16 protein-coding genes are annotated in these 26,489 nt (G+C 45.3%); 8 read left to right on the plus strand and 8 right to left on the minus strand.

Translation table 11 applies throughout. The annotated features are described in order from the left end of the window. Positions 1-78 precede the first annotated feature (78 nt). Positions 79-4,068: a pullulanase-type alpha-1,6-glucosidase gene (pulA, locus tag KI742_RS06560; RefSeq protein ID WP_285385312.1), complete on the minus strand. Its 3,990-nt coding sequence runs from the start codon at positions 4,066-4,068 to the stop codon at positions 79-81. A 546-nt stretch (positions 4,069-4,614) separates the two neighbouring features. On the opposite strand from pulA, the gene KI742_RS06565 reads away from it, so the two are divergent. The 6 genes from KI742_RS06565 (at position 4,615) to pdxY (ending at position 12,065) form a co-directional block, all read left to right on the plus strand. Continuing rightward, complete coding sequence (locus KI742_RS06565; RefSeq protein ID WP_132936243.1) at positions 4,615-5,811, plus strand: tetratricopeptide repeat protein; 1,197 nt, start codon at positions 4,615-4,617, stop codon at positions 5,809-5,811. 537 nt (positions 5,812-6,348) lie between these two features. Further along, positions 6,349-6,795 carry a helix-turn-helix transcriptional regulator gene (locus KI742_RS06570; RefSeq protein WP_005374797.1) on the plus strand — a complete coding sequence of 149 codons (447 nt, stop codon included), beginning with the start codon at positions 6,349-6,351 and terminating at the stop codon, positions 6,793-6,795. Between the two features lie 410 nt (positions 6,796-7,205). Next, positions 7,206-9,386, plus strand: coding sequence for an ornithine decarboxylase SpeF (speF, locus tag KI742_RS06575; RefSeq protein ID WP_033906657.1), 2,181 nt, complete (start codon positions 7,206-7,208; stop codon positions 9,384-9,386). Positions 9,387-9,447: 61 nt separating this feature from the next. Then, the gene (gene potE, locus KI742_RS06580) at positions 9,448-10,758 is read left to right on the plus strand and encodes a putrescine-ornithine antiporter (RefSeq protein WP_053307967.1); all 1,311 of its coding nucleotides are present in this window, start codon (positions 9,448-9,450) and stop codon (positions 10,756-10,758) included. Positions 10,759-10,905: 147 nt separating this feature from the next. Continuing rightward, positions 10,906-11,094: an AbrB/MazE/SpoVT family DNA-binding domain-containing protein gene (locus KI742_RS06585; RefSeq protein ID WP_017634469.1), complete on the plus strand. Its 189-nt coding sequence runs from the start codon at positions 10,906-10,908 to the stop codon at positions 11,092-11,094. Between the two features lie 101 nt (positions 11,095-11,195). Next, positions 11,196-12,065: a pyridoxal kinase PdxY gene (gene pdxY / locus KI742_RS06590; protein WP_137282992.1), complete on the plus strand. Its 870-nt coding sequence runs from the start codon at positions 11,196-11,198 to the stop codon at positions 12,063-12,065. 65 nt (positions 12,066-12,130) lie between these two features. On the opposite strand, the gene sstT is transcribed toward pdxY, so the two are convergent. The 7 genes from sstT to malT all read right to left on the minus strand — a co-directional run bounded on the left by sstT (position 12,131) and on the right by malT (position 20,853). Continuing rightward, entirely contained in the window at positions 12,131-13,348 is a 1,218-nt protein-coding gene (sstT, locus tag KI742_RS06595) for a serine/threonine transporter SstT (protein WP_005374821.1), read from the minus strand. Between the two features lie 356 nt (positions 13,349-13,704). After that, the gene (gene rsgA, locus KI742_RS06600; RefSeq protein ID WP_285385309.1) at positions 13,705-14,781 is read right to left on the minus strand and encodes a ribosome small subunit-dependent GTPase A; all 1,077 of its coding nucleotides are present in this window, start codon (positions 14,779-14,781) and stop codon (positions 13,705-13,707) included. A gap of 275 nt (positions 14,782-15,056) precedes the next feature. Next, the gene (locus KI742_RS06605) at positions 15,057-15,365 is read right to left on the minus strand and encodes a PTS transporter subunit EIIB (protein ID WP_285385308.1); all 309 of its coding nucleotides are present in this window, start codon (positions 15,363-15,365) and stop codon (positions 15,057-15,059) included. Beyond that, positions 15,355-15,969 (minus strand): SCO family protein, encoded by a 615-nt coding sequence (locus KI742_RS06610; RefSeq protein ID WP_285385307.1) that lies wholly within the window; start codon positions 15,967-15,969, stop codon positions 15,355-15,357. The genes KI742_RS06605 and KI742_RS06610 overlap by 11 nt, the downstream gene beginning before the upstream one ends. Positions 15,970-15,978: 9 nt before the next feature. Next, positions 15,979-16,404, minus strand: a complete 426-nt coding sequence (locus KI742_RS06615) for a hypothetical protein (protein ID WP_285385306.1) — start codon at positions 16,402-16,404, stop codon at positions 15,979-15,981. Positions 16,405-16,648: 244 nt separating this feature from the next. Continuing rightward, the gene (locus KI742_RS06620) at positions 16,649-17,566 is read right to left on the minus strand and encodes a DUF368 domain-containing protein (protein ID WP_017820124.1); all 918 of its coding nucleotides are present in this window, start codon (positions 17,564-17,566) and stop codon (positions 16,649-16,651) included. Positions 17,567-18,144: 578 nt separating this feature from the next. Then, a complete protein-coding gene (malT, locus tag KI742_RS06625; RefSeq protein ID WP_005374834.1) occupies positions 18,145-20,853 on the minus strand; it encodes an HTH-type transcriptional regulator MalT in 2,709 nt (902 codons plus the stop codon). 734 nt (positions 20,854-21,587) lie between these two features. Between malT and KI742_RS06630 the strand changes: the two genes are divergently transcribed. After that, the gene (locus KI742_RS06630) at positions 21,588-24,041 is read left to right on the plus strand and encodes a glycogen/starch/alpha-glucan phosphorylase (protein WP_005374836.1); all 2,454 of its coding nucleotides are present in this window, start codon (positions 21,588-21,590) and stop codon (positions 24,039-24,041) included. Between the two features lie 117 nt (positions 24,042-24,158). Then, positions 24,159-26,339 (plus strand): 4-alpha-glucanotransferase, encoded by a 2,181-nt coding sequence (gene malQ / locus KI742_RS06635; RefSeq protein ID WP_005374838.1) that lies wholly within the window; start codon positions 24,159-24,161, stop codon positions 26,337-26,339. The last annotated feature ends 150 nt before the right edge of the window (positions 26,340-26,489 follow it).

Below are 26,489 nucleotides of genomic sequence, written 5' to 3' on the forward strand. Positions count from 1 at the left end.
CACCATTTAGTGACGCCAACAAAACAAAGGGGAAGCGTGATGCTTCCCCTTTTTCATTACGGATGTTTTTAAATGAAACTAGTTTTTCGTTACCGTCACGATTGGCGCCGACTTGTCAGCCGCGTTGAAGTGGAAGTTGTAATTTCCTGCTTCTGCAATCGCAATTTTCAGGTTTGCACTACCGCCACCGACTTCCATCGTTAGCGCTTTACCAAGCTCAACACTGCCTTCGCCACCGAAGTTGGTGTCTGCTGCCCAGTCTGCGCTCGCAACTTTCATCTCGTAGTTGCCCGCCGCTAGGTCAATGTCTAGCGAATAAACGTCATTTGCAACATAGCTGAACTTCGCTGTTGAGTCTTGTGCTGGAGCATCCCATGTAGTGATAGTGCCACGTAAGTAAAGTGCTGTTTCACCGAATGTTGGTGCATCTGCTGACTTGGTCACTGACACGACCGGTTTTTCTACGCTTTCATCTTGAACATGTAGCGCGTTCAGAGTGAAGTTGTACTTACCTGTTTCAGCAACAGACAGCTTACAGTTACCTTCTGAACCTAATTCTAGTGAACCAGAAGCTATATTCGCAGCATCACAACCGATGTTTGGATTTGCCCAACCAGAGTCCGCGAATTTGAACTCGTGTTCACCAGCTTCAAGAACGCCAGTTACAGAGTACATACCGTTGCCAATAAAGGTCATCGCCCAATCACTGCTATCAGACCACTCGTTCATCGTGCCTTTCACGTAAACAACGGTTTCGCCGTAAGGAGGAATACTCGATACGTCTTTGTTATCCGTGTTTACTGGTAGGCCAGCACCTTGTGCGCCGTTTTGTGGCTGCACGAATACCGCTGTTGTCAGTGCTGGTACTGTGAACGTTTCATTGGTGAAGCTTGCACCTTTCACGATGTCATCCGCAGAGTTTTGTTGAACTTCATGTAACTCGAAACCAGTTGCGCCAGCAACTTTGAAAGACTTCTCAGTTGATGTTGAGTTCACAACGGCCACGACAGCATCGTAGTCCGAATCCAAATCGGCACCCGCTGATGTACCATCGTCGATAGACATCACAATCAAGCCTTCCACTTGGTCTTTCCCTACGTTGCGGAAGTCCACACGGTTCATCACTTCTTGCGCGGTATCTAGGCGGAACAGTTCGCTTGTGCTACGGATTTTAAGTAGCTCTAGGAATTGTTGCTTAGTCAGCTCGATGTCGGTTGAATCTGGTTTCGCCGTGCTGTCACCAACGATGGTTTTGATCAGCTCCCAGTTTGCACCGTCTTTGTCTTCACGTGGTAGACCAACGTTCCAGTTATTGTCGCTTCCGTCGAAGAATACACGGTTGAACCAGTCACCAGAATCGTACGAGTCGCGCTGCATAGATTTAGAGCGCAATAGCTCAGAACCCATGTGGATGAATGGAATGCCTTGACCAAGCATCACCGTTGATAGGGACACAGACTGCATACGTGCACGCTCGGCAGATGAAGTGCCTGTCGCAATCTTGTAGGCGTTGTTATCCCACAATGTTTGGTTGTCGTGCTTAGACACGTAAGAGATGTTCTCTGATGGCACTTTTGTGTAGCCTGCAGGCGCACCATTGTAATCAACGTTCTTACCCAGTTTGGTTTCGCCTTTGTAATCAAGAAGGATGTAATCAGCCAAGTTACCAGCCATACCTAGACGAACCAGATCTTGGTTGTGTAAACGACCATTCACCGACTCTGCGTCAGTTTTGGTTTCTTCGTTAGGATAAGCGGCGTTACCAAAGCCTTGGTTAAAGCGAAGTGGGTGCTTACCTTCAGAATCTACACCGCCATCAAATGGGCTTCCGCCACGAACTGCGTCACGCAGACGATCAGAGAAAGTACCGATTTCTGTCCCCGCCATGTTGACTTGTGTCGCCTGATCGAAGCGAGCGTTTTGCGCGACTTCACCAAAGTCCCAACCTTCGCCGTAGAACAAGGTATTCGGGTCAATTTCACGGACTTTTTCAAGTGCGTAAACCATCACATCTTTCGGCTGGTGGCCCATAAGGTCAAAACGGAAACCATCGACTTTATAGTCATCCGCCCATACCATCAATGAGTCAACCATTAGTTTACCCATCATCAAGTTCTCGGTTGCGGTGTTATCACAACAGGTTGAGTTTTCGACGCCGCCAGTGTTGACGTTTAGGCGGTGGTAGTACCCAGGGACAATCTTATCCAGTACTGATTTTTCGTTCACACCAGATGCATTTGTGTGGTTGTACACGACGTCCATGACCAGTTTCAGATCCATTTTATGCGTCGCTTGAACCATTTCGCGGAACTCAAGAATACGCTTAGACCCGTTAGGATCGGTCGCATAACTGCCTTCCGGCACGGTGTAGTGGTAAGGGTCGTAACCCCAGTTGAAGCTGTCTAGCATGCGAAGATCGTTCATCAACGCTTGTGCTTTGCCCGTTGTTGGGTCGTAGCTATTTAATACCTCTTCAATTACTTTGCCGTCATCTTCGGTCTCACAAATGGAGGCTTCTGGCTTGATGCCACAAAGTTTACCCACGGTGTCGGTGATATCGACTCGCTGGTCAGCGTCTTCATCCACGGTTGCAATATCAAATGCTGGCAAGATATGTAGCGTTGTTAGGCCAGCATCTTTTAAAGCTTGTAAGTGAGATACAGACTCACGCTCAGGTTCTGTAAGCGCCAGATATTTGCCATCAAGACTTGGTGTGCCTTTGCTGTCGTTAAAGCTGAAATCACGAATGTGTGACTCGTAAAGGACGTGGTCTTCGTCTTTTTTAACCGTTGGGCGTGCGTAGTTTTTCCAATCTTGAGGCATTAAGCTTGGATCATCTAAATCAACCACTTGCGAGTATCGTGAGTTCTTAGACAAGCTCATTGAATATGGGTCTGTTACCAAACGCGTTTCAACGACGCCAGTTGTTGGGTGGTATACCTTAACTTGGTAGCGATAGTATTTGTTGACAACGTTGCTTTGTGCCTCAGAAACCCAGATACCTGTTGCTGGGTCTTCCGTCATGGCAACGGTCGCTTCTTCTGCTAAGTTTTCATCGTAGATTATCAGATCAACATCTTGGGCAGTTGGTGCCCATAGTTTGAAGGTTGCGGCACCGCCTTCCACAATCGCACCGAGTTCTTGACCGATCGCGTTACCTGTCTTGGAATCGGCAAACACCGCATCCAAAACGCCCGGTTTTTGCACTTCAGTTGCAGAAATGACGTCACCATTTGCGTTGTAAGCCACCATAACGATTTGTGACTTCAGGATCGTACGCAAGGTCGCGTCATCGACATCGATACCCGCAGCTTGAAGGCTAGCAAGGTGACGGAAGCGTGATTTCAGACCATCAGACAACTCACCAGCCTTTGTCAGCTCAACCGCTGTACCGCCAGAGATTTGCTTATCTTCATCCATTTTGATGTCATTGCTAAGGCTGTAGAACAGCTTCATGGAATCCGCATTGGCCGCCGCTTCCCACGCGATGGTGTTGGCATCTAGCCAATGCGCTTTTTGACCATCAATATCAACAGGGCGTTCTTCGATTGGCTCGTAGTAAAGCTCACTGCTGCCGTGGAAGCCAAACAACCCTTTAGATTCGCCGATTTTCGTCAGCTCCACTTTTGAGTTTGCACTGCCGAATGCTTTCTCATCACCTTTGTGCAGAATGAAGTTCATGCATTCGTGTGGGTCAGAGGCATCTGGGTTCACTTTCAGTACGTAGTAAGCACCGTAGGTGTCGTTGATGCCATCGAATGGGTGTGGCGCAGACCAATCCGTTCCTGTTCCCGGAATGCCCATTGCGTCTAAATCTGTGCTGGTACAGCCCTCACCGTTCCATAGGTGCAAGCCCCAACCTTCGTAGTCGCTTGCTGTTGAAGCTGATGCTACATCACGTTTGTAATAAATGACGACTTCGTTCTCTCCCGCAGGGTACAAGCCTGAGCCAGGGTTCGTCGTATCTTCGTTCGTGCTATCACTACCACAACCGCTGATTACCGCGACGGAAATCAAAGGCAGTACGGTTTTGGCAATTGTTGATAATTTAAATGTCTTATTGTCCACGTTTACAAATCCATTGTTATTGAATTGATATTGAGCTGCGCGCTGCCTTCGCTGACTCAATCATCAAGAAGGTTTTGCACACGCTAGAAAGGCAGATGCCAAAAAAGGAAATGTTCAATTAGATGCTAATACACTGAATCATCAGCAAAATGTGAGAGCAGGCTGTTAAGTTTTTTACAGATGCAAATTTTCTGTCACAGTCGATTTTGTTCACAAATTAAATAATAAAACAGGCGCATAGTGAGAGATTCTGCACATCATTAAAATGTAAATTTTTATGGGATGAGTAAGGGGGGATGATAGGGGATGAGAATGCCTCAGCCCCAAAACCGTGATTAAGTTCTATAAAAATGAGTGCTATATTTTTCTTTTAAAAATAAGTTGCAGTGATGTTGAATAAAATACCGCCATTAAGTCTTCGCAAGCTTCAGATTTTCGCTAAGTGGTCGTTATATAATGAAGGTAGTCGGCGTTATGTCGGCGCGTAATCATAAGATTTCCCTGAAAGGGAGTTGAATTGGGCCCTGAAACCAAAAGAGGCTATTTATGAGTAGTATGGGCATTGCCATTGCGGCAACTGGCCTTTCACTCGTCCTGATATTTGTGTGGATGATCTCGTTGTCGATGCGGAAACAGAGACTCGAGGCAGAGAGGAAAGCTCGCGAAGCCGCTTATCGAAAGGCGATGCATAAAGCGCGAGAGCAAGAGCGTAAAGAGCGAGAGTTCAAAGCAGAAACCGGGCATATCCCCACCATTTTATTTCTAGCGAAAGAAGCCGAAAAGGACAACATTCGTCAAGCGCTGTATTGGTATGATAAAGCCGCTAAACTGGACAATGTGACGGGGATGTACGGCATTGTTCGCTTAAGTGAACGCATGCGCGAAGATGTGATTTTAAAAGAGCAGGCAAACTTCTGGCGTACCGCAATTGCGGGAATGGAAGGGGATACCGAAGCGAAATTTTCGACGGGCAAGGCCTTGGTCTTTGGTCGAGGAACTGAAAAAAATATCCCAAAAGGTAACCAACTGATTGAAACTGCCGCCGAAGAAGGCTGCATTGATGCCATGATTTATATGGGGGAATGGCAGCTTTCACCAGACAATAGTGCAGGACGCAGTGCAGATGCGCTTTACTGGTTTATGAAAGCGGCGGAAAAAGACAGTGCAGATGGCAAGATCCAAGTCGGCTTATGTTACCTAAATGGCATTGGTACAGAAAAAAGCATGGTTAAAGGTTGCTACTGGCTGGAACGGGCCGCGGAAGGTGGCAGTGCTAAAGCGATGTATCATGCTGGCGAAGCGTGGAAGGATAAAGGTAAAACGGGTAATGCAATTGCTTACGTTTGGCTGTTTCTTGCTGCCAATATGGGCTACCAACCTGCGCGTACGTTACGTGATGAAGTGGCAACCAATATTGGTGTTGATGTTGTCGTTGGATTGCAGTCCATAGCGAAGCCGTTGCAAAGAAAGCTGGCCTCAGGAATGGTGAGAAAGCACTCTATTATTCGAGCCCTTAACAAAGTGTACAAACGCGAAGCGTATTTTCCTGCGGAAGAGGAGCTCAATGCGGTGTTGAATGATGAGAATAAAGACGCCTCCGAAGCTTGGGAGGAGGCATCAACACTAGATTTTCAGCCTAACATGACAACGGTAACAGCAGAAGACCAGGCAAGCACATCGCCCAACGAAAAAAAACTTTCTAAAGAGGCGCTCGATTTCACTCAAAACTTCCTTCAACCATAACCTATCTTATCCAGAAGCCTCAAGAGTGAGGCTTTTCTTTTGCTCTTTTGCCAGTATCTCTATCAGTCACGACAACAGAATGTAAACTTACTTAAGCAGTCATTTTACTGATGTGCATACTATTTATGCGATTTTTCAACATATTTTTAGTACTTAACTAAGATGGGATCTGTGTACCTTAAAAAAGAGGTTTTTCCCTCTTTATTTACTTCCGCTATTGGGCTTAGATCAAGCCTTTTCAATTGATAGTAATAATGATTGAAGAGCAATGCTTGATGCCCCGATTTATAGGTGAATAGTACTCATTACTTTATCTAATAATGTAAATTAAAAAATGTATTATAAATCTTAAATTGTTCTTTTATATTTAGGTGTCGATTATTGATTTTATGATTAATTAGGCGCAAGATAACGTAAAAATAAAATAGCATAGTTAATATGCAGAATTACACTAGGAAGTAACTTTTTCATTACATGTTTCATAATAAATAGAGGTAATTTTTTATCCCTGTTTTTATTTATATTAGAGATTTGTGTATGTTGAGAATCATTAGTGCAGATAAATTTATCTCTTCAAGGTTTATCTTAGAGTACAGTAAGGCTGAGTTCGCTTCTTTATTAGGTGTTTCCGTCGCTAAAATAAGTAATATTGAAAGTGGAAAATCTTCAATCCCCCCGGTGTATGATTACGCCATTAATTACTTGTTGAGTGAACATCCATTTAAAGATAGTGCTGTTGATGCTTTATGCTCTCATGAAACGTTAAACTTTGCTCGTCGTATTGACGTCAATACCAAAGTAAAACGCTTGTCCTGTAAGCGTTGCGATAGCCGTAGACTGCACGTTATGGCTGGCATGAGTGGCTTGTATTTTGTCGAGTGCATGGATTGTAAACACACTATGTACTCGTCAGGCATGTCTGTAAAACGTTATCAGCAATGGTCGAATGATGGAGTCAAACTAGATAGTCATTTATTTAATTGAATTGTGTTTCCTTTGCACCTAAAGTAAAAAGCCATCAATACATGTGTTGATGGCTTTTTTATTATGTGTTTAAATTTAGTTAAAATTAAAATATTTATCATTCCCAATAATATAGTCCTAATAATTATATAGTGATGGAAATCTCAAAAAATTATTTTCTTGATATTTTATTTCTAACAACAATGGCTGTGTTCACACAATTTTTAATTATTTTTCCTTTTAAGCCTGGTTTCAATATCATTGGCCTATCAATTGGAAAGTGATGAAGATCGCGAAATTTTAATTCGAGAAAATAAGACTTTTAAATATGAAAATTTAATCACGAAATTTGTTTTTTGAATTTTAAATATCGTTTTCGTTTGTAATATCTGTACCTGTCAATTTTAAAGAACAAAAAAGAGATATTCCAAATGAAACGTTTAATTATAGGTGTTAGTAATTACATGCCAGAAGACTTCAGTTTATTAGCTGAATCTTTAGATGAACAATTTAATCGTCATTTACAACCTTTAGAGCAAGTTGAATTAACCGACGTTGGTGCGGCTATTATTACTTCAGCAGACATTAAAGCAGGTCTGCATAAAATGATTTCTGAAACGGGTTACGGTATTCCAGTTTTCTTAGTCACAGATGAAAACCCGGTTTCGGCAGAAGATTACGTTTGGCTAACTGGCGTTATCGATTTAGAAAGACAATCTATTGAGTACTACTGTCGTCAAATCAACGAAGCAGTAACCAAGTACGAATGTCGTCTGCTTCCTCCTTTCTTCAAGCAATTAACGCACTATGTTGAGATGGGTAACTCAGCGTTTGACTGTCCGGGACACCAAGGTGGTCAGTTCTTCAAAAAACACCCAGCGGGTAAACAATTCTACGATTTCTTCGGCGAAAACCTGTTCCGTAGTGACTTGTGTAATGCGGACGTGGATTTAGGTGACTTGCTGATCCACGAAGGTTCTGCACACCAAGCGCAAGCGCACGCTGCAAAAGTATTTAACGCGGACAAAACTTACTTCGTACTTAACGGCACTTCTGCTTCAAACAAAGTAGTCTGTAACGCGCTGGTAACTGAAGGTGATTTGGTACTGTTCGACCGTAACAACCACAAATCGAACCACCACGGTGCGTTAATCCAAGCGGGTGGTATGCCAGTTTACTTAGAAACGGCGCGTAACCCTTGGGGCTTTATCGGTGGCATGGATGAACACTGTTTCGATGAAGAATACATTCGTGCTCAAATCGCGAAAGTGGACCCAGAACGTGCACGCGATGAACGTCCTTTCCGTCTTGCTATTATCCAACTTGGTACTTATGACGGTACTATCTACAACGCTCGCTACGTAATGGACAAGATAGGTCACCTTTGTGACTACATCCTGTTTGACTCTGCATGGGTTGGTTATGAGCAGTTCATCCCTATGATGAAAGACTGTTCACCACTGCTGCTGGATTTGAAACCAGAAGACGCAGGTGTGATCGTGACTCAGTCTGTTCACAAACAACAAGCTGGCTTCTCTCAAACATCGCAAATCCACAAAAAAGACCGCCATATCAAAGGTCAAGCTCGTTACTGTAACCACAAACGCTTTAACAACGCGTTTATGATGCACGCATCGACTTCACCATTCTACGCACTGTTCTCTGCGCTTGATGTGAACGCGAAGATCCACGACGGCGAAGCAGGTCTGCGTTTATGGCGCGATGCGGTTAAGACAGGTATCGAAGCGCGTAAAGAAATCCTTAAGAGTTGTGAATTGATTCGTCCGTTCATTCCAGATGAAGTCGAAGGCCAACCTTGGGGCAGCTACGACACTGACGTGATCGCAACGAACAAGAAATTCTTCATGTTTGAGCCAAACGCAAGCTGGCACAAATTCGAGGGGTACGGTGAAGGTCAATACTTCGTTGACCCATGTAAATTGCTACTAACCACAGCAGGTATTGCTGAAGATGGCAGCTACGCAGACTTTGGTATTCCTGCAACGCTTTTAGCGAACTTCCTTCGTGAAAATGGCATCATCCCTGAAAAGTGCGACTTGAACTCTATCTTGTTCCTACTCACTCCTGCGGAAGATATGGGTAAGATCCGTCACCTTGTGGCTCAAATTAACCGATTCGAAAAATTCATCCGTGATGATGCCCCTTTAAGTATCGTACTTCCAAGCGTCTACGAAGCGAATAAAGAACGCTACCGTGGCTACACCATCCGTCAGCTATGTCAGGAAATGCATGACATGTACAAAGAGCTGAACGTGAAACAGTTACAAAAAGCGATGTTCCGCAGCGAGTACTTCCCACAAATGGTTCACAAACCTGACGTAGCAACACGCAAATACTTCCGTGGTGAATGCAATTACCTACCACTTAAAGAGGCCGTGGGCCGCGTAGCCGCTGAAGGTGCACTTCCTTACCCTCCAGGTATTATCTGTGTGATCACTGGTGAAGTCTGGACTCAACAGGTGGTGGATTACTTCCTATCTCTAGAAGAAGGCATTAACCGCTTCCCAGGCTTCGCGCCAGAAATTCAAGGTGTGTACCTTGAAGATGTTAACGGTCGCACTACCGCACATTGTTATGTCCTAAAAGATTAATCTACCCGTTCGCACCACGCTCCGGCGTCGGTGCGAACCGCTTATTCGTGGAGAATAATTTATGAGTACTGAAACTAAAAAAATGTCGGTGGTGCAGTTAACCATTCTGACATTCATCAACATGGCCGGCTCCGGCATCATCATGCTGCCAAGTAAACTGGCGCAAGTGGGCACCATTTCTGTGTTGTCTTGGCTGATCACGGCAGCGGGCTCTTTAGCGTTGGCTTACGTGTTCGCAAAATGTGGTCGCTTTAGTAAACGTGACGGCGGTATGAACGGTTACGCGTCTTATGCATTTGGTAAATCGGGTGCATTTATGGCGGGCTGGACTTACGGTTTGTCACTCCTTATTGCGAACATTGCGATCGCGATTACTTGTGTGGGTTACGGCTCCGCATTCTTTGAAGTGACCCTATCTCCGGTCGAAACCTGTTTGTACACTATCGCCATTCTTTGGATTTGTACTTTCGCTAACTTCGGTGGCGCGAAAATCACAGGTCAAATCGGTACCTTCACGGTATGGGGTGTGATCCTACCGGTATGTTCGCTAGGTATTGTTGGTTGGTTCTGGTTTAACCCAACCATGTACATCGAAGCTTGGAACCCACACCACCTACCATTTGGTGAAGCTGTGAGTGCTTCTATTGCGATGACTCTATGGGCATTCCTTGGTCTTGAATCAGCTTGTGCGAACTCTGAAGCGGTAGAAAACCCAGAGAAGAACGTACCAATCGCAGTGCTAGGTGGTACGCTAATCGCGGCTGTGGTTTACATTGTATCGACAAACATCTGTTCTGGTATCGTTGCAAACTCTGAGCTTGCTGCATCTACAGCGCCATTCTCAACCGTATGGACAGTGATGCTAGGTTCTGCTGCTGGTAAAGTGGTTGCGGGTATGGCGGTATTGGCTTGTGCGGGCTCTCTATTGGGTTGGCAATTCACTATCGCGTCAGTGTTCAAATCGTCTTCTGACGCGGGCTTCTTCCCTAAATTGTTCTCTCAAGTGGACAAACGCGGCACACCGATCAAAGGTATGATCGCGATTACTATCATCCAATCAGTATTGTCTCTAATGACGATTTCTCCAACGCTGAACGAGCAGTTCGAAGCACTGGTTAACCTAGCGGTAGTAACAAACGTTATTCCTTACATCTTATGTATGGGCGCAATCTTTATTATGCAGCAAGTGGCGCACGTGCCAGAGCGCGAGATGAAAACCACCAACGTTATCGCTCTGATTGGCTCTCTGTACAGCTTCTATGCGCTTTACGGCTCCGGCTACGAAGCGATGATGTGGGGCTCTATCGTAACCTTCCTAGGCTGGAGTGCTTACGGTCTGATTGCTGCGAAGCATGAGCCTTTAGCAAATTAAAAAATAATACTGAAAGAGCCTTCCCAAACGCGGTGTGGAAGGCTCTTTGCTTTTAGGCATTTACGCCAAATCCAAGTCAGCTTAATGTATTTGAGGCTAGACATCCAATGACGTGAAAACTCATTTTCGACATTTGGAGGACGAAAGATGATAAGTCAACCTGTTAAAATCGGTGACGACACCGCCGTAGTCATTCCAAGCGTAATCCTGGCTCAGCTCGGGATAAGGGAAGGAGATACCCTAGAAATCGCACTGAATAAAGACAAAATGGAAATTAAGAAGATGGTGTTGAAAACCAGCGCGCCAACTTACTCTGAAGATATTGAGGAGAATTGAGTTAGAGAATCTTGGTTTGTCGGATACACTACTGGTTTCGCAAAACTGGCGCTTGCCGCTGTCTTTGAACTATCGATAACTACAATAAGAGGTAAGGTACTATGCAAGGTATCCTCTCTATACAATCTCATGTTTCTTTTGGTCATGCTGGTAACAGCAGTGCCGTTTTCCCAATGCAACGCATGGGTTTCGAAGTATGGCCGATTCATACCGTTCAATTTTCTAACCACACGCAGTATCAAGAAGGCTGGACTGGGCGAGCGTTTGCGGCTGAAGACATCAGCGAGTTAGTTCGTGGACTTGGTAACATCGACGCGCTGGAAAAGTGCCAAGCGGTATTGACGGGCTACCAAGGTAGCGCAGAGCAGTGCCTTGCTGTTGAAGATACCGTGACGAAAGTGAAACAAGCAAACCCGAACGCACTTTACGTTTGCGACCCTGTGATGGGCGCGCCAGACAAAGGCTGCATTGTGGCTCCGGGCATTGCTGAAAATCTTCTAACGCGTTTGATGCCAATGGCGGACGTGATCGTTCCGAACCAATTCGAGCTAAGTCAATTTGCTGAGATGGAAATCCACTCACTAGACGATGCGATCACCGCATGCCAACGTGCGCTAGAGAAAGGTCCAAAAGTGGTGCTAGTTAAGCACCTTTACTGCCTAGAAAATGGCAGCTTTAACATGCTATTGGCTACGCAAGAAGGCATTTACCTTGCGAAGCGTCCTCAATTTGAGTTTGCTAAACAACCTGTTGGCGTGGGCGATCTTATTTCAGCTATCTTTACCGCGGGACTCTTAAAAGACTGGTCTCCTAAGCAAGCTTTCCAACATTGTCATGACGCATGCTACGGGGTGTTAAGTGCAACGTACCATGCAGGCGAATGGGAGCTGCAAACTATTGCGGCGCAGCAAGAGTTTGTTGAGCCAAGCAAAAACTTCCCGATTGAAGAAGTGGCTCTGGTCACCGCATAATTGAGCGCAATTAAACAAAAAAGGGGAGCCATCATCGGCTCCCCTTTCTATTTGTTCTGTCAGTCTTACTGAGCTTTTTGCTGCTCTGATTTACAAACTGCTGCCGTAAAGACAACGTCTGTTGAGCTGTTTAGTGCAGTTTCAGCAGAGTCTTGAATCACGCCGATGATGAAGCCAACCGCTACAACCTGCATTGCTACGTCGTTTGAGATACCAAACAGGCCACACGCAAGTGGGATAAGTAGTAGAGAGCCACCTGCAACACCTGATGCGCCGCATGCAGAAACCGCAGCTACAATACTTAGAAGTAGCGCAGTCAGTAGATCAACTTCGATACCCATAGTGTGCACAGCTGCAAGCGTTAGTGTTGTGATAGTGATTGCAGCACCAGCCATGTTGATGGTCGCACCTAGAGGGATAGATACTGAGTATGTATCCTCGTCCAGTTTTAGCTTCTCACATAGTGCCATGTTTACTGGAATATTCGCCGCACTTGAACGAGTGAAGAACGCAGTTACACCACTTTCACGTAGACAACGGAATACAAGTGGGTAAGGGTTTTGTTTGGTTTTAACGAACACGATCGCTGGGTTTACAACGAGTGCGATGATCATCATTGCGCCAAGAAGAACCGCCAGAAGGTGTGCGTAGCTTGCTAGTGCGCTAAAGCCCGTTGTCGCAAACGTTGAAGCAACCAAGCCAAAGATACCAAATGGTGCAAGACGAATGATAAAGCGCACAATGTGAGACACGCTGTGGCTTAGATCTTCAAATACGGCCTTCGTTGTTGCCGATGCGTGGTGTAGTGCAAGACCCAGACCCACACCCCAAGCAAGAATGCCGATGTAGTTTGCTTCTACTAGTGCATTTACTGGGTTGTCGACCAGTTTAAACAACAATGTGCGTAGAATTTCAGCAATACCTTGAGGAGGCGTTGCACCTTCAGCGCCGGTGACAAGCGTTAAATTGGTCGGGAAAAGGAAGCTTAGAACCACTGCTGATAGCGCCGCGAAGAATGTACCCATCAGGTACAGTACAACGATTGGGCGCATGTAAGTGTGTTGGTTTTTCTTTTGGTTTGCAATTGAAGCGGCAACCAAAATAAACACAAGAATTGGCGCGATCGCTTTAAGCGCACCGACAAAAAGGCTACCAATTAATCCCGCGCTTTCGGCATGGCTTGGAGAAATTGTCGCGAGCAAAATACCAAAGACGATACCGACAAGGATCTGGACGACGAGGTTACCACGAGCATATCGGGCAACGAGGCTGTTGTGTTGCATACATCATTCCTGCAATTTTATGCCAGAGTGGCAGGGCAATAGTCCATCATTACACGGCGATAATGCCCTTATATTACAAGGGGTGAGCATTGCTTCTGGTCACTAAGACACATGATTATCAATTATCCTGTTTTTATAAATTCAGCCATTTTCTTGCTGAATATCACATATCTTAGCTTGGTAATATTTTGTGTCTAGTTTTAGTTTGTTTTTGGATTAAATGTTTGCTCAATGTTATTTAAATAAGATTTTTATGTTGAAAATTATCATTAGTTATGAGTAATGGTTTTTAATAAAGTTGTTAAAAAGGAGACTTTCGTCTCCTTTGATTTTATTGACAACTCAAACGCAACAAATTAATAACTTTGTTGGCGCCTGCGCTTATCACTCATGGCATTGCGAGCAAGTTTACCGAATCGTCGACTTTGTGCTCGTTGCTCTGCCAAAGTCGCACCGTTAAAGGCTTGTTCTCGCGATAGTTTTTGATAGTTATTGAAACGACGAACTTCCAGTTTGCCATTTTCAATCGCAGTTTGAATTGCGCAACCCGGCTCAGTTTGATGCTGGCAATCACCAAAGCGACAACGCTGAGCGAGAGCCTCAATGTCAGAAAATGCCTCACTGACCCCCGATTCACAATCTGCTAGTTGAAGCTCGCGCATTCCCGGAGTATCAATCAAGATGCCGCCATCAGGTAATAGATGGATAGAGCGCGATGTAGTTGTATGTCGACCTTTGCTATCGTCTTCACGAATATGCCCAGTTGCCTGTTCTTGTTGCCCGAGTAATGCATTAACAAGAGTTGATTTGCCAACGCCTGAAGAACCGATAAAAGCGAGGGTTTGTCCTTCTTTGCACCAGGTCATGAGTTTAGAAGCACTCTCTATTTCTAAGCCGTTGACTGTCTCTATAGCTAATAGAGGGTCGAGCTTCTGTACTTGGCTTTTTAGTTCATCAGTATTGTCACACAAATCGGCTTTGGAAAGCACGATGACGGGTTCGACTTCGGCTTCATGAGCCAAGGCAAGATAGCGTTCAATACGACTTAAATTGAAGTCGTCGTTAAGGGAACAGACGATAAACACTGTATCCACATTGGCTGTGATGAGTTGCTCTGCCACTTTGCTGCCAGCGGCTTTGCGGCTAAAGAGGCTCAAGCGATCCAGTAAGCGAACAAATTGCTGATCTTCATTTAAGATTACCCAGTCTCCGACGGTCATGTTGGGTAAAGAATGGTGGGCATTAAGATGAACTTGCCCAGTTTCTGTTGCCAATAAATAACCACTTCGGTGGTGCGCAATTACACGAGCAAAGATAGTGTTGTCGTAATCGTCTAATGTCAGTTGTTGCTGAAAAAATGGTTTCCAACCCAATTGTTTTAGAGGGTTTGAAGTTGAAACTAATGTGTCACAAAAAGTATGTGTTTGATTCATTATTGAATTATCCCAGACGCAACAAAGCGCCTTAATACAAATCGCATTAGGGTCTAATTCGGATAGAGTTGACCCCGGTGAAGACCGGGCAGAAAAGGGGAGTTGTGGTTATGCCACAGAGTTGGTGCTGTTAGGATTACCCTTGCGATGCCCAGTTAGTGTTATTCAATACAATCATCTTGTGTCCTCTTCGTTGGTTAATAAATAAGTGAGTTAATTAAGCCAAAAGAGTATAGCTGCCCTTTTTTAAAGAGGGTAGCTATACTGCAAAAATATTAACTTTGTTTTGTGATGCGCTCTTCCATAATCTGCGAATACGTGTTGGCTTTTAAGCCGTATATGATTTGGACATGACGATCATCCAATATCACGACGCCATGCGCGCCATGATTTTTGAGTGCGTTCTTATCGATGACGGACGTCGCTCTGAGGGTAAGACGCAGCCGAGTCGCACATGCACCAGTTTCTAGCAGGTTCTCTATGCCCCCAATGGCGTCAATGATCGTATCGACGTCTTGTTCGACATTGGGGGTGGTATGAGTTAGGAAATTGAAAAATTGCTTCAGCACTGACTTAACCGTCATTTGAAGAGCCTTCGGTCGTTAGTTTTGAAATGGCTTCAACAATCGGTGCCGGCGAGAGCGTATGCGGTACTTTAGTGATTAACGTGCCATCCGGCTTCAAGAAGTAAAAGTAAGAGCTATGATCCAGCGTGTACTTTAGTTCCGAGCCTTCCAATTCTGTCTTGCGGAAAATGACACCATAGTTGTGTGCCAAAGGTGTCGTTACATCAAGTGGTGCCGATAGGCCTTCAATCATTGGATGGAAGTAATGGGCATATTTTGCTGATGCATCGGCCTCATCACGCTCTGGGTCTAAAGAAATGAACATCGGGCGTAGTTGTGCTTTTTGCGCGTCGTCAATTTGAGTCAGTGCTCCTGCCAGCATTGCAAGAGAAGTTGGGCAAACGTCTGGGCAGCGAGTAAAGCCAAAATAGACGACTCGGATGCGAGGGTCATTCACATCGAAGATATTGACGGCTTGGTTATTTTCCCCAAACAATACCGTTTGTTGAGAGGTGGAACTGTCCACTTGCTCTGGCTTCGTTTTCTGGTTATCTAAATAGCTCTTTACGCCAAACCCGAGTGCGAAAGCAGCTACGAGAAATAGGGACCAATTGCGGCTCATAACGATTCCTTATCTTTGCATTTTTATAGCAGGGTAAACGGTATTCTCTCCATCACTGAGTTCACCAACCCAAGTCATTGCATCCTCCGTGCAAACCGGGAGAATGATGTCACCTTGATATTGGCCAGGAGCGATTTGCTTCAGCAAAAACTTAGGCTCACCCATCTCCATTTCTCTTCCTGAAAGACTTAGGATGAGTTGCTTAGCATAGCTTGTATGCCACTCAACATTTAGAGTGGTAGGAACCAAGGGTTGAGCAGTTTCTGAGTTTAGCGTCATCGTAACATTTTCTTGGACGCAAGAGGTTGTAGAGAGAAAGCAGTATTCATCTATTGACTTGCTTTGAGTGGAAGAAGAAAAGCTTTTTATTAGAGTCGGGGCATAAAATCCCGCAACTAATGCGGCTGAAACAGCGGCGATTTGTAACAGTTTCATTAAGGTTCAGCATTTATCACTTAACATTACGAGCATCGTAGCACAGATGCGCCGCTCGCCAACTCGTGACCTCGGTAAATTGTGCGTTATACCTCGGTGACCAGCTTCTTAGTAATGCGACGGACTTTATTGCATCAAATACAGCAGAGTTTTCAATTGAGATGTTTTTGCCCTTAGCCAATAGATAAAAACGGAGCCAATTGGCTCCGTTTTTATTTGGTTCAGTATGTGTTTGATACCAAAGTTATTTATCTGAATCTGCGAATTTCTCTAGACCCAAAACCAGAGCAATGGCTGCAAGCATCATTACGACAGCAAGTACTAACTGAGAAGGTTGTGATGTCACGTGTTCAAATTCAAATGGTGATAGGTTGTGCTGTAGCAATGGCACTTGTTCGCCCTTCGAATTGGTGCGCCAAGTGATGGTTTCTTTCCATGGCCAAATCTTTGGCAACGTACCAATCATTAATCCAGTCAAAAACATCAGGGTGAAATCACGGAACTTGCGTAGTAACCACGACAATAAGTGAGAGAAGGACAGTAAACCGATCACGCAGCCAGACAAAAATAGCGCTAATGTATCGACTTGAAAACCTTTCACTGCGGCTAATACAGGAGCATACATGCCAATCAGCAGCAAAATAAAACTGCCAGAGATACCCGGCAAGATCATCGCACAAATCGCGATAGCTCCAGCGAATAAGGTGTTAATGGCCGTTGGTTCCATGTGTAAAGGTTTGAGCACAGTAATACTATAAGCAAACCCGACACCAACGAGCAGAATGACAAAGCGGACAAGATCGCGTTGCTCAACCTGACGAATAATGTGATACACAGAGACCAAAATTAGACCAAAGAAAAATGACCAAAGTGGGATCGGGTGTGTGTCAAGAAGCCAAGTAATCAACTTTGCTAGCGTTGCAATACTGGTGAAAATGCCGGCAAACAGAGCGATTAGGAAGAATCCGTTGATGTGATTAAACGCGGCTTTAAACCCTTCTTTTCGCCAGATAGAGAAAAGTGAGGGGTTAATGCGTCGAATGCTTTCAAGCAGCGTATCGTAAATACCAGTGATAAACGCGATGGTGCCGCCAGATACACCAGGTACAACATCTGCTGCACCCATGGCGATTCCCTTGAAGAAAGTAATTAAGTAGTTCATTGCTCTAATGCTAAGTCGTTTCGATGGCAGAGAGTATACAAACATTGCGATGAAAAAAGTATGAAATAGTGCTGTAACTACTTGGTTTTATATCCAATCTGTTGCCTATATTTATTACCCGCCAAGAGACAATGCCGCCGTAACGAGCTTTTAATGCTTGGTTTACATTTTTGAGATGATTAACTCTACTATCAATTATCAATCTTGGTTGCATTGTGCAATTGCAATTTGCATTATAAAATTGCATTTTGATAATTTACGCGTGAATAAATCCAGCTTATATGAGATCTTGTGCCCAAAAATAAGTCTTTGCATTTTGGCATGATTAATGCATAATACTGCTCGACCCTTCTTAAGCCGAGGGTCACCTAGCCAACTGACGTTGTTAGTGAATACAATTTGTTCACACTAAATATAAGCCAATCGCGATTATTGCGGTTGGCTATTTTTTTATATGAACAACGTTACTTACGTGCTTTGCAAATTGCACTTCTCTTACTGTCAGTCATAAAAAAGGGCTGACGTGTTACGCCAACCCTTGTGTTTTACTTTACGTTTTAACCCGTTTATCGAGCAGTTCAGTATCCCATCAACTGCAGCAAATTTTCAGCTGTCACAATGGCTTCTTTACGATTAGCAATATTAAGCTTTTGGTACAGGTTGCGAATGTGGGTTTTAATTGTCGTACCTGCCACATCCAGCTCTTGTGCGATTTGCTCGTTACTAAAGCCTGAATAAATCAGCCCCAGAACCTGCCATTCGCGTTGTGTTAATGGGCTAGTACGTACTAGCTCTGGCACATTAGGGTGATTCACCAACTTTTCAATAAAGTCTTCATCAAAGTGAATCGACCGGCTACGTTGATTCGATGAAATGTCCTTCATTAACTGCTGAGCACGGTGACGCTCAAGATCGCCCAGTTCATGGCGGAGGCTCAACTTCTCCAGCAGACCGCCAATGGTTGCACCATCAATCAGGAAGTTTCCGACCATGCCAGTTTGGTTCGTCATTACTAATGCTTCTTTTAACAGAGCCTTGGCTTGCTCCTCATCTTTTTGGCGAGCAGAAAGGACCGCTTCAACCACTAAGTTGCGATTAGTATCTGTGATTAGGTTAGTGCGACGAGCTTCACCTTGGAGGAAATCTAACGCAGCACGAGCGTCGGTATATTGGCCTAAGTTAATGTGGGCGCGGGCAATGTTACGCCATTGCAATTGAGAAAAGTGGTTGCATGCCGATTCAGGACGAACCGCAGTGTTGAGCCATTCTTGCATTGCATCGGTATTCCCGCGCGCTTGCCAAAATAGAATCAACGATAGTGAGGCGTTTGCTGTCCAATCTACGTGGTAAGTCGACTGTTTCATCAAGTGCTGTATATGCTCAATGAATTTACCGGCTTTGTCTAATTCACCGCGTCCAATCGCAATACGCGCCAACATCGAATAGCTATGTAAGTGCTTGCTTGGTGAATGGTTTTCGAGAATTTGCAGACCTTTGTACGCGCATTCTTCCGCTTCATCAAGTCGGTTCCAGCACCAAAGTACTTGCGCGCGAATACGCAGCAAAAATTCATGAAGAGGAACATGCTGAAGCTGCTGATCTTCAATCAGACGGAATGCGGAATCTTGTAGTTCAAAGGCAGCTTGCACGTAACCTTGTGCAATTAAAATCTCGCTTTGCTGCAATATTGCCCATAACGCTTGGTGATATACCTGATACTGACGAGCTAGCTTTTCAGTTTGTTGCATCATCGGCAAAGCACGGTCTAGTTTACCTAGCACGTGGTTAACTTCACCAACAACCGAAGTCGCCACAATTCGGCTACGGTAAATTGTGTTATCAAGTTGGCTAAGCGCTAACTCCGCTAATTCGAGAGCTTTTTCTGGCTGGTTACTGTTGATAGCCACTTGAGCAAGCAACGCGTTTGCTTGACCTTGATAATGAATATCTAACGCAATGTTACGCTTTTTGTGCTCCTCTTCCGCTTCTTCAAGCAGGTGGCCCACTTGGTTATAACGATGCTGACTTTGAGCCAACCATGCTCGGAGCATCGTAAGTTTTGGGTGGCTGAACAACAGATCATCGTCCAACTTGTTAATTGAGCTTTCCAGTGTGCTGAGTTCGCCTTGGTTAAACATCTTCCAGCCGAATTCGTTTAGGATCTCTACCACTAAGTCCTTATCATTCGATTTTTGTGCATGATGAATCGCTTGGTGTGGTGCTTTTTGTTGTAACCAAGCGATAGCAGCATTGCGGTGGAGATCTTTTTCTTGCTGAGGAATACGAGCTTGGCGCTCATGAGATAAAAACTCGCCAAATAAGTTATGGAACCGGAACCAGTTCTGTTCCCCTTCGAGCGGGTAAATGAATAAGCCGTAACGGTTAAGCGATTCAATCATTCCCAGTGCGTCTTCGCGTTGGGTAAGGGCAAACACTAACTCATCATTGAAGTGGTCAAGCACGGATACTTGCATTAAAAAGTGACGAGTTTCGTGATCGAGTAAGTCAAACACTTCTTCGACTAGGTAATCCCACAAATGCGCGTGATTGAACTGCGATACCGACTCTACGGTTTGTGCCAATGTGCGGTTTTGATGTTGGGCTTGCAATGCGATCAACTGCATCGCCGATGGCCAACCTTCAACATAGGTTCTTAGACTGTTCGCCATGTCTTCATCAATACCATCGGCGATACGCTGGTTAAAGAAGCGAGTGGTTTCTTCGGTATCAAACGCCAACATCTCGTTGCCGATTTCGATCATTAAATCACGAACACGTAAGTTTGCAGTGCCCAGAGGCGGCGCTGCGCGACTGGTTACCACAACGGTGAGGTTGTCTGGCATGTGCTTTAAAAAGAAACGCATGGATTCATGGATTTCATCATTCGTGATTAAATGGTAGTCATCAAGTACCACGTAGCACTCTTGATGAAAGTCAGCCATTTCAGCGAATACTTCGCTAAATAGGGAGCGTAAAGACGAGATCTGACGTTTTTCCGCCAGTTTTTGTGCGTTAGCGCAACTGAAGTTGGTGGCTTTGTTTAATGCTTGAAGCAGATAGTTTACAAAGCGAAAGCCGTCGTTATCGCTGTCATCAATGCTGTACCAACCGACGTTTGGCTTATCGGATAGCCACTGCGCTGCCATTGTCGTTTTTCCGTAACCTGCTGGGGATCGGAATAAAACCAATTTGTAGTAAGGCGCTTGCTGTAGTAAGTCCAACACTCGTGGGCGCACGATGGCATTGTGCAGGCGTCCTGGTCGAGTAAGCTTAGATGGAATCCACATTAGTAGTTATGTCCTTATTTATGTATACCCAAATGACTGCAACGTGTTCATTCTAGTAAAGCCCCCTTGAAAGCCGTCTTACTGAATGATGTCATCAGCATCAAAAACACTGTTTGAATGCCAGATAATGTCGCTACTGTTGGGGCTTGCGTCCGTCTGAAAAACCATTCCATACGGTCACTTAGATATAAAAGCTAGCGAAAACTAGAAATAACTCACATCGCCTAATTCTAGTTTGTATAAAAAGCGTACAATCCTGTGAGCTGAGTGGGATGTTACGACATCAGAAATGTTCGTTACTTTGATCCACTTCCTAATTCTCAAGGGTTGATGGATTTACCATCAACTACGCCCTTTATTTGTGATTGTCGTCACTTAAATATCGTTTGTTTCGTTAGCGTTAAGATCGCGTTGCACATAGATTACGAAAAGTTCTTCTACGCTGACCGAGTTAATGTGACCGATATTACAATTTTCACATCATCAGATGAGTGGACTATAAAAAGCGTCATGAACGGGTTTTAACCTTTCTCACATTCCATTGTGATCAAAATCACTAAGAACTGGTGCAAAGTTCACTTTGTTGAGATTTGGATCACTAACCTAGCAATGGTACCCCCTCTACGCCCTCAGCCCTCCTCCTTCAAAGGATGAGAATTAGGAGGATGTTTATTCACAGAGGTAAATGCACGATGTATGGCAGATGAATTACCAAAAGACGTGAGAATTTCGTAATGAAACCTACTCAACAAAAACAATTTGACAAGAAGTCGTTCCAAGAAAGCGTAAAGAAACACCTATCTGTAACTTACGCTCATACGATTGAAAACGCAGACAGCCGCGCATGGTACCTAGCAATGGGGCATGCTCTGGCTGAATTTACTACTCTAGATTTGCTTGCGACAGAAGAAGATCCACGCATTAAAAGTGCGAAGAGCGTTAACTACCTTTCGCTAGAATTCCTTATCGGTCGTTTGACTGGTAACAACCTAATCAGCATGGGTCTGTACGAACAAGTAACAGAAGCAATGGCTGAACTGGGTTACAACCTAACTGATCTGCTAGAAGAAGAGCGCGACCCATCATTGGGTAATGGTGGCCTTGGTCGTCTGGCTGCGTGTTTCATGGATTCATGTGCGGCACAAGAATTCCCAACTGTCGGCTATGGTTTACATTACGAATACGGTCTATTTAAGCAGTCGTTCAAAGATGGTCGCCAGCAAGAAGCACCTGACGCATGGCGCGGTGTAGAAGGCTACCCTTGGGAAATTGCGCGTCCAGAACTTGCGCAAGAGATCGGTTTCTACGGTCACGTTGAAGTGATTAACGAGAACGGTAAAGAGGTTCGCAAATGGGTACCAGGCATGACAGTAAGAGCAATGCCTTGGGATCTTCCAATTGTGGGTTACGAATCAGACACGGTTTACCCGCTACGTCTTTGGGAATGTCAGGCGATTGCACCATTCTCACTAGCAAGCTTTAACAATGGTGATTACTTCGAAGCTCAGCACGCACTGATCGACGCAGGTAACATCACTAAAGTGCTTTACCCGAATGACAACCACGAGAAAGGTAAAACACTGCGTCTAATGCAGCAGTACTTCCACTCAGCAGCGTCTGTACGTGACATCCTACGTCGCCACGAAGCTGCGGGCTACTCGCTAGCGGATCTACCTAAGCAAGAGACTATCCAGCTTAACGATACACACCCAACGATTGCGATTCCTGAACTAATGCGCATCCTGATGGATGAAAAAGGTTTAGCTTGGGAAGCGGCTTGGGAAATCAGCTCTAAGACATTTGCGTACACCAACCACACGCTACTTCCAGAAGCACTAGAGACATGGCCAGAGTCGCTAATCCAGCACCTGCTACCACGTCACATGGAGATCATTTACGAGATCAACCACCGCTTCCTACAAGACGTACGTGCAATGTGGCCGGGTGATGTCGCGAAACAACAGAAGCTTTCTATCATCGAAGAAGGTTTCCACCGCATGGTTCGCATGGCAAACCTATGTGTAATCGGCTCTTACGCAGTAAACGGTGTAGCAGCACTTCACTCTGAATTGGTTAAGAAAGACCTATTCCCAGAGTTCCACGAAATGTACCCGACACGTCTACACAACGTAACGAACGGTATTACGCCACGTCGCTGGTTGAAGTTCTGTAACCCAGGTCTGTCTCAGCTTATCACTGAGAAAGTCGGCCCAGAATGGCCAGCGAAACTAGAGCAACTTGAAGGTATTGCGAAGTACGCTACTGACGCGACATTCCAAAAAGAATTCATGGCAGTGAAGAAAGAGAACAAAGAACGCCTAGCAACTTGGGTGAAAGAGAACATGGGTATCGAGCTCGATACTAATGCAATCTTCGATGTCCAAATCAAGCGTCTGCACGAGTACAAACGTCAGCATCTAGACTTGCTACACGTACTGTCTCTGTACCACCGTATTCTTAATGAACCAGGTTTTGAGTGTACGCCACGCGTTGTGTTCTTCGCAGCAAAAGCAGCACCGGGTTACCACCTAGCGAAAGAAATCATCTTCGCAATCAACAAGATTGCAGACAAGGTGAACAACGATCCTCGCATCGGTAACAAGCTGAAAGTGGTATTCATCCCTGACTACCGCGTGAGCATGGCTGAAATCATTATCCCTGCGGCTGACGTTTCTCAACAAATCTCGCTAGCGGGTAAAGAAGCATCAGGTACAGGTAACATGAAGATGGCGCTAAACGGTGCGCTAACTATCGGTACAATGGATGGTGCAAACGTTGAGATTCGTGAGGAAGTAGGCGATGAGAACATCTACATCTTCGGTCTAGATGTTGAAGGTGTGAAAGCGCTAAAAGCTCAAGGTTATAACCCATTTGACTACTACAACGCGGATCACCTACTCAAAGCGTCCATGGACCTACTACTGGGTGAAGAGTTCACACCAGGTCAACCAGGCTTACTGCGTGCAACGTATGACAGCCTACTAGACGGCGGTGACCCGTACTTATGTCTTGCGGACTTTGCATCTTACGTGAAAGCGCACGAAGACATGAGCGAACAATATAAAGATCAAGCTGGCTGGGCGAAGAAGGCCATTCTTAATACCGCCCTTGTTGGCAAGTTCACGTCAGACCGCTCAATCCGCGACTACGTGAACAATATCTGGAAACTTGAAGCGGTGAAACGCTAATAGAACCTAGTTAAGACCAAGGTAGCCAAGCGCTACCTTTGGTCATTTTCCAAAAGAAGTTATTGATAACAATAAAACCCTACATGGAAGGTGTTGGTATTACCTTCGGAGAAAGCGATGAAAGAACAAACAGCATTAAAGAAAGTCGCGGAAATGGCGAGATTGGCTGATAGCTATGTCAGTGCTTGGGGAGATGAGGCTAAAGTGTCTGAGGAGACGCTACGCCGCTTGCTCGCTTCGCTTGGCTACGATACTAGCAGTGATGAAAAACTACTGGCCTCTGCTGAAAAGAAACATAAAAAAGACGTACTAGCCCCTGTTCTTGTTTTACGCGACGGCGAACCAGTCGAAGTGGAACTAAACCTAGGTACGAGTGCTCGTGAGAGTGAATTCAGCTGGCGTTTAGAAACAGAACAAGGAGAGGTACTTGAAGGCTATCTTCAGTCCCAAATTGTTCGTGATGAGCGTGCTGAGGGTGGCCCTCTAGTGTTTGCATTGCCAAAGAACTTGGCTTGGGGTTATCACAAACTGATCATCAGTCGTAAGCGTCGTAAAACACCTTACGAGATGTCATTGATCATTACGCCGAAAGCGTGTTTCAAACAAGACGATCTAAACCAACACAAAAAGCTATGGGGTCCTAGTATCCAGCTTTACACACTGCGTACTCAGCATAACTGGGGCATCGGTGATTTTGGCGACCTAAAACAACTGGTGAGTGATATTGCCTCTCGTGGCGGTGACTTCATTGGCTTGAACCCTATTCACTCGCTGTTCCCTGCGAATCCAGAAGGGGCAAGCCCATACAGCCCGTCTTCTCGTCGTTGGTTGAACATCATGTACATCGACGTAAGCTCTGTACCTGAATTCGCGCTAAGTGCAGAAGCACAACAGCGAGTGGGTAGTGCAGAGTTCCAACAACGTCTACAAAAAGCGCGAGACTCTCATTGGGTGAATTACACCGAAGTTTCGCAACTAAAAATGAGCGTTCTTCCGCTGCTATTCAGTGAGTTTAAAGCTCGCCATTTAGACAAGAACACCGATCGCGCTCGTGCCTTCTTGGACTTTGTTGAAAAAGGCGGCGACAGCTTGCTACACCAAGCTGCATTCGATGCACTTCATGCTGATTTACATGCAGAAGATGCAAACATGTGGGGCTGGCCAGTATTCCCTGAGAAATACCGCACATTCGACGCAGCTGGTACTCAGAAGTACATTAAGGACAACCAAGATCGTGTTCACTTGTACATGTACCTGCAATGGATCGCAGACGATCAAATCAAAGAAGCGCAAGCGCTAGCCGAAGAAAAAGGCATGGCTGTGGGTTTGTACCGTGACCTTGCGGTTGGTGTTGCAGATTCAGGCAGCGAAACATGGGCTGACGAAGGCGCGCTAGTATTGGATGCAAGCATCGGTGCGCCACCAGATGTACTTGGTCCACTAGGCCAAAACTGGGGTCTGCCTCCGCTTAACCCTCAGGTTTTAGAAGCGACTGGCTACGACGCTTACATCAAATTGCTACGTGCTAACATGAAGCATTGTGGTGCATTGCGTATCGACCACGTACTTGGCCTGCTTCGCCTTTGGTGGATTCCAAAAGGCGAGAAAGCGACAGAAGGCGCATACCTGTACTACCCAGTTGAAGACATGCTAGCAATCCTAGCGTTGGAATCTCACCGCCATCAGTGTTCTGTAATCGGTGAAGACTTGGGTACTGTACCTGATGAAATCGTTGATATCCTTCGTGATGCGGGTGTGCATTCGTACAAAGTCTTCTTCTTCGAAACATCAAAAGACGACGGTGGCTTTATTTCTCCGAAGCACTACGCTGAGCAGTCTATGGCTGCACTGTGTACGCACGATATGCCAACACTACGCGGTTTCTGGCACTGTGATGACTTGAAGATGGGGCGTGAGATTGGTCTGTACCCTGATGAACAGCAGTTGGAAGGCCTATTCGCTGATCGCTTGAAGTGCAAACAAGGCATTCTAGACAGCGTTCGCTGGCATGGCTATTTGCCAGAAGGCATTGGTCATGATGCTCAGTATGTGCCAATGGATTCATACCTAAGCGAAGCGCTGCAACTGCACGTAGCCGCGGGTGACTCTGCACTGCTTAGTGTTCAGCTTGAAGACTGGCTAGAAATGGATCAACCGGTCAATATTCCTGGTACGGTGGATGAGTATCCAAACTGGCGTCGTAAATTGTCGATGAACCTAGATGAAATCTTCAGCCGTGAAGATGTGAATCGTATTTCTAAACGCCTTACTGAAGTTCGTGCACAGGCGAGTAAGTAAGATGCCTAGAGTGGTGTAGATGGACGAGCTGATTACCAATTTTGTTAGCTCAGAGGTACGAAAGTTCCGTCTAGGTCACTCATTCCTAAAACACAATCCGTTAGGATGAAGTACCGTTATTATGCCCGCGACAATAGCGGGCATTTTTGT

Source organism: Vibrio sp. D417a, from assembly GCF_030248595.1.
Lineage (GTDB): Bacteria > Pseudomonadota > Gammaproteobacteria > Enterobacterales > Vibrionaceae > Vibrio > Vibrio alginolyticus.

Bases quoted from the DNA above. Each gene is read 5' to 3' on its own strand.
- malQ (WP_005374838.1), top strand. From the start codon at position 24,159: ATGAAAGAACAAACAGCATTAAAGAAAGTCGCGGAAATGGCGAGATTG.
- malT (WP_005374834.1), bottom strand. From the start codon at position 20,853: ATGTGGATTCCATCTAAGCTTACTCGACCAGGACGCCTGCACAATGCC.
- KI742_RS06620 (WP_017820124.1), bottom strand. From the start codon at position 17,566: ATGAACTACTTAATTACTTTCTTCAAGGGAATCGCCATGGGTGCAGCA.
- potE (WP_053307967.1), top strand. From the start codon at position 9,448: ATGAGTACTGAAACTAAAAAAATGTCGGTGGTGCAGTTAACCATTCTG.
- KI742_RS06570 (WP_005374797.1), top strand. From the start codon at position 6,349: ATGTTGAGAATCATTAGTGCAGATAAATTTATCTCTTCAAGGTTTATC.
- KI742_RS06610 (WP_285385307.1), bottom strand. From the start codon at position 15,969: ATGAGCCGCAATTGGTCCCTATTTCTCGTAGCTGCTTTCGCACTCGGG.
- KI742_RS06565 (WP_132936243.1), top strand. From the start codon at position 4,615: ATGAGTAGTATGGGCATTGCCATTGCGGCAACTGGCCTTTCACTCGTC.
- KI742_RS06605 (WP_285385308.1), bottom strand. From the start codon at position 15,365: ATGACGGTTAAGTCAGTGCTGAAGCAATTTTTCAATTTCCTAACTCAT.
- sstT (WP_005374821.1), bottom strand. From the start codon at position 13,348: ATGCAACACAACAGCCTCGTTGCCCGATATGCTCGTGGTAACCTCGTC.
- KI742_RS06630 (WP_005374836.1), top strand. From the start codon at position 21,588: ATGAAACCTACTCAACAAAAACAATTTGACAAGAAGTCGTTCCAAGAA.
- KI742_RS06615 (WP_285385306.1), bottom strand. From the start codon at position 16,404: ATGAAACTGTTACAAATCGCCGCTGTTTCAGCCGCATTAGTTGCGGGA.
- pdxY (WP_137282992.1), top strand. From the start codon at position 11,196: ATGCAAGGTATCCTCTCTATACAATCTCATGTTTCTTTTGGTCATGCT.
- rsgA (WP_285385309.1), bottom strand. From the start codon at position 14,781: ATGAATCAAACACATACTTTTTGTGACACATTAGTTTCAACTTCAAAC.
- speF (WP_033906657.1), top strand. From the start codon at position 7,206: ATGAAACGTTTAATTATAGGTGTTAGTAATTACATGCCAGAAGACTTC.
- KI742_RS06585 (WP_017634469.1), top strand. From the start codon at position 10,906: ATGATAAGTCAACCTGTTAAAATCGGTGACGACACCGCCGTAGTCATT.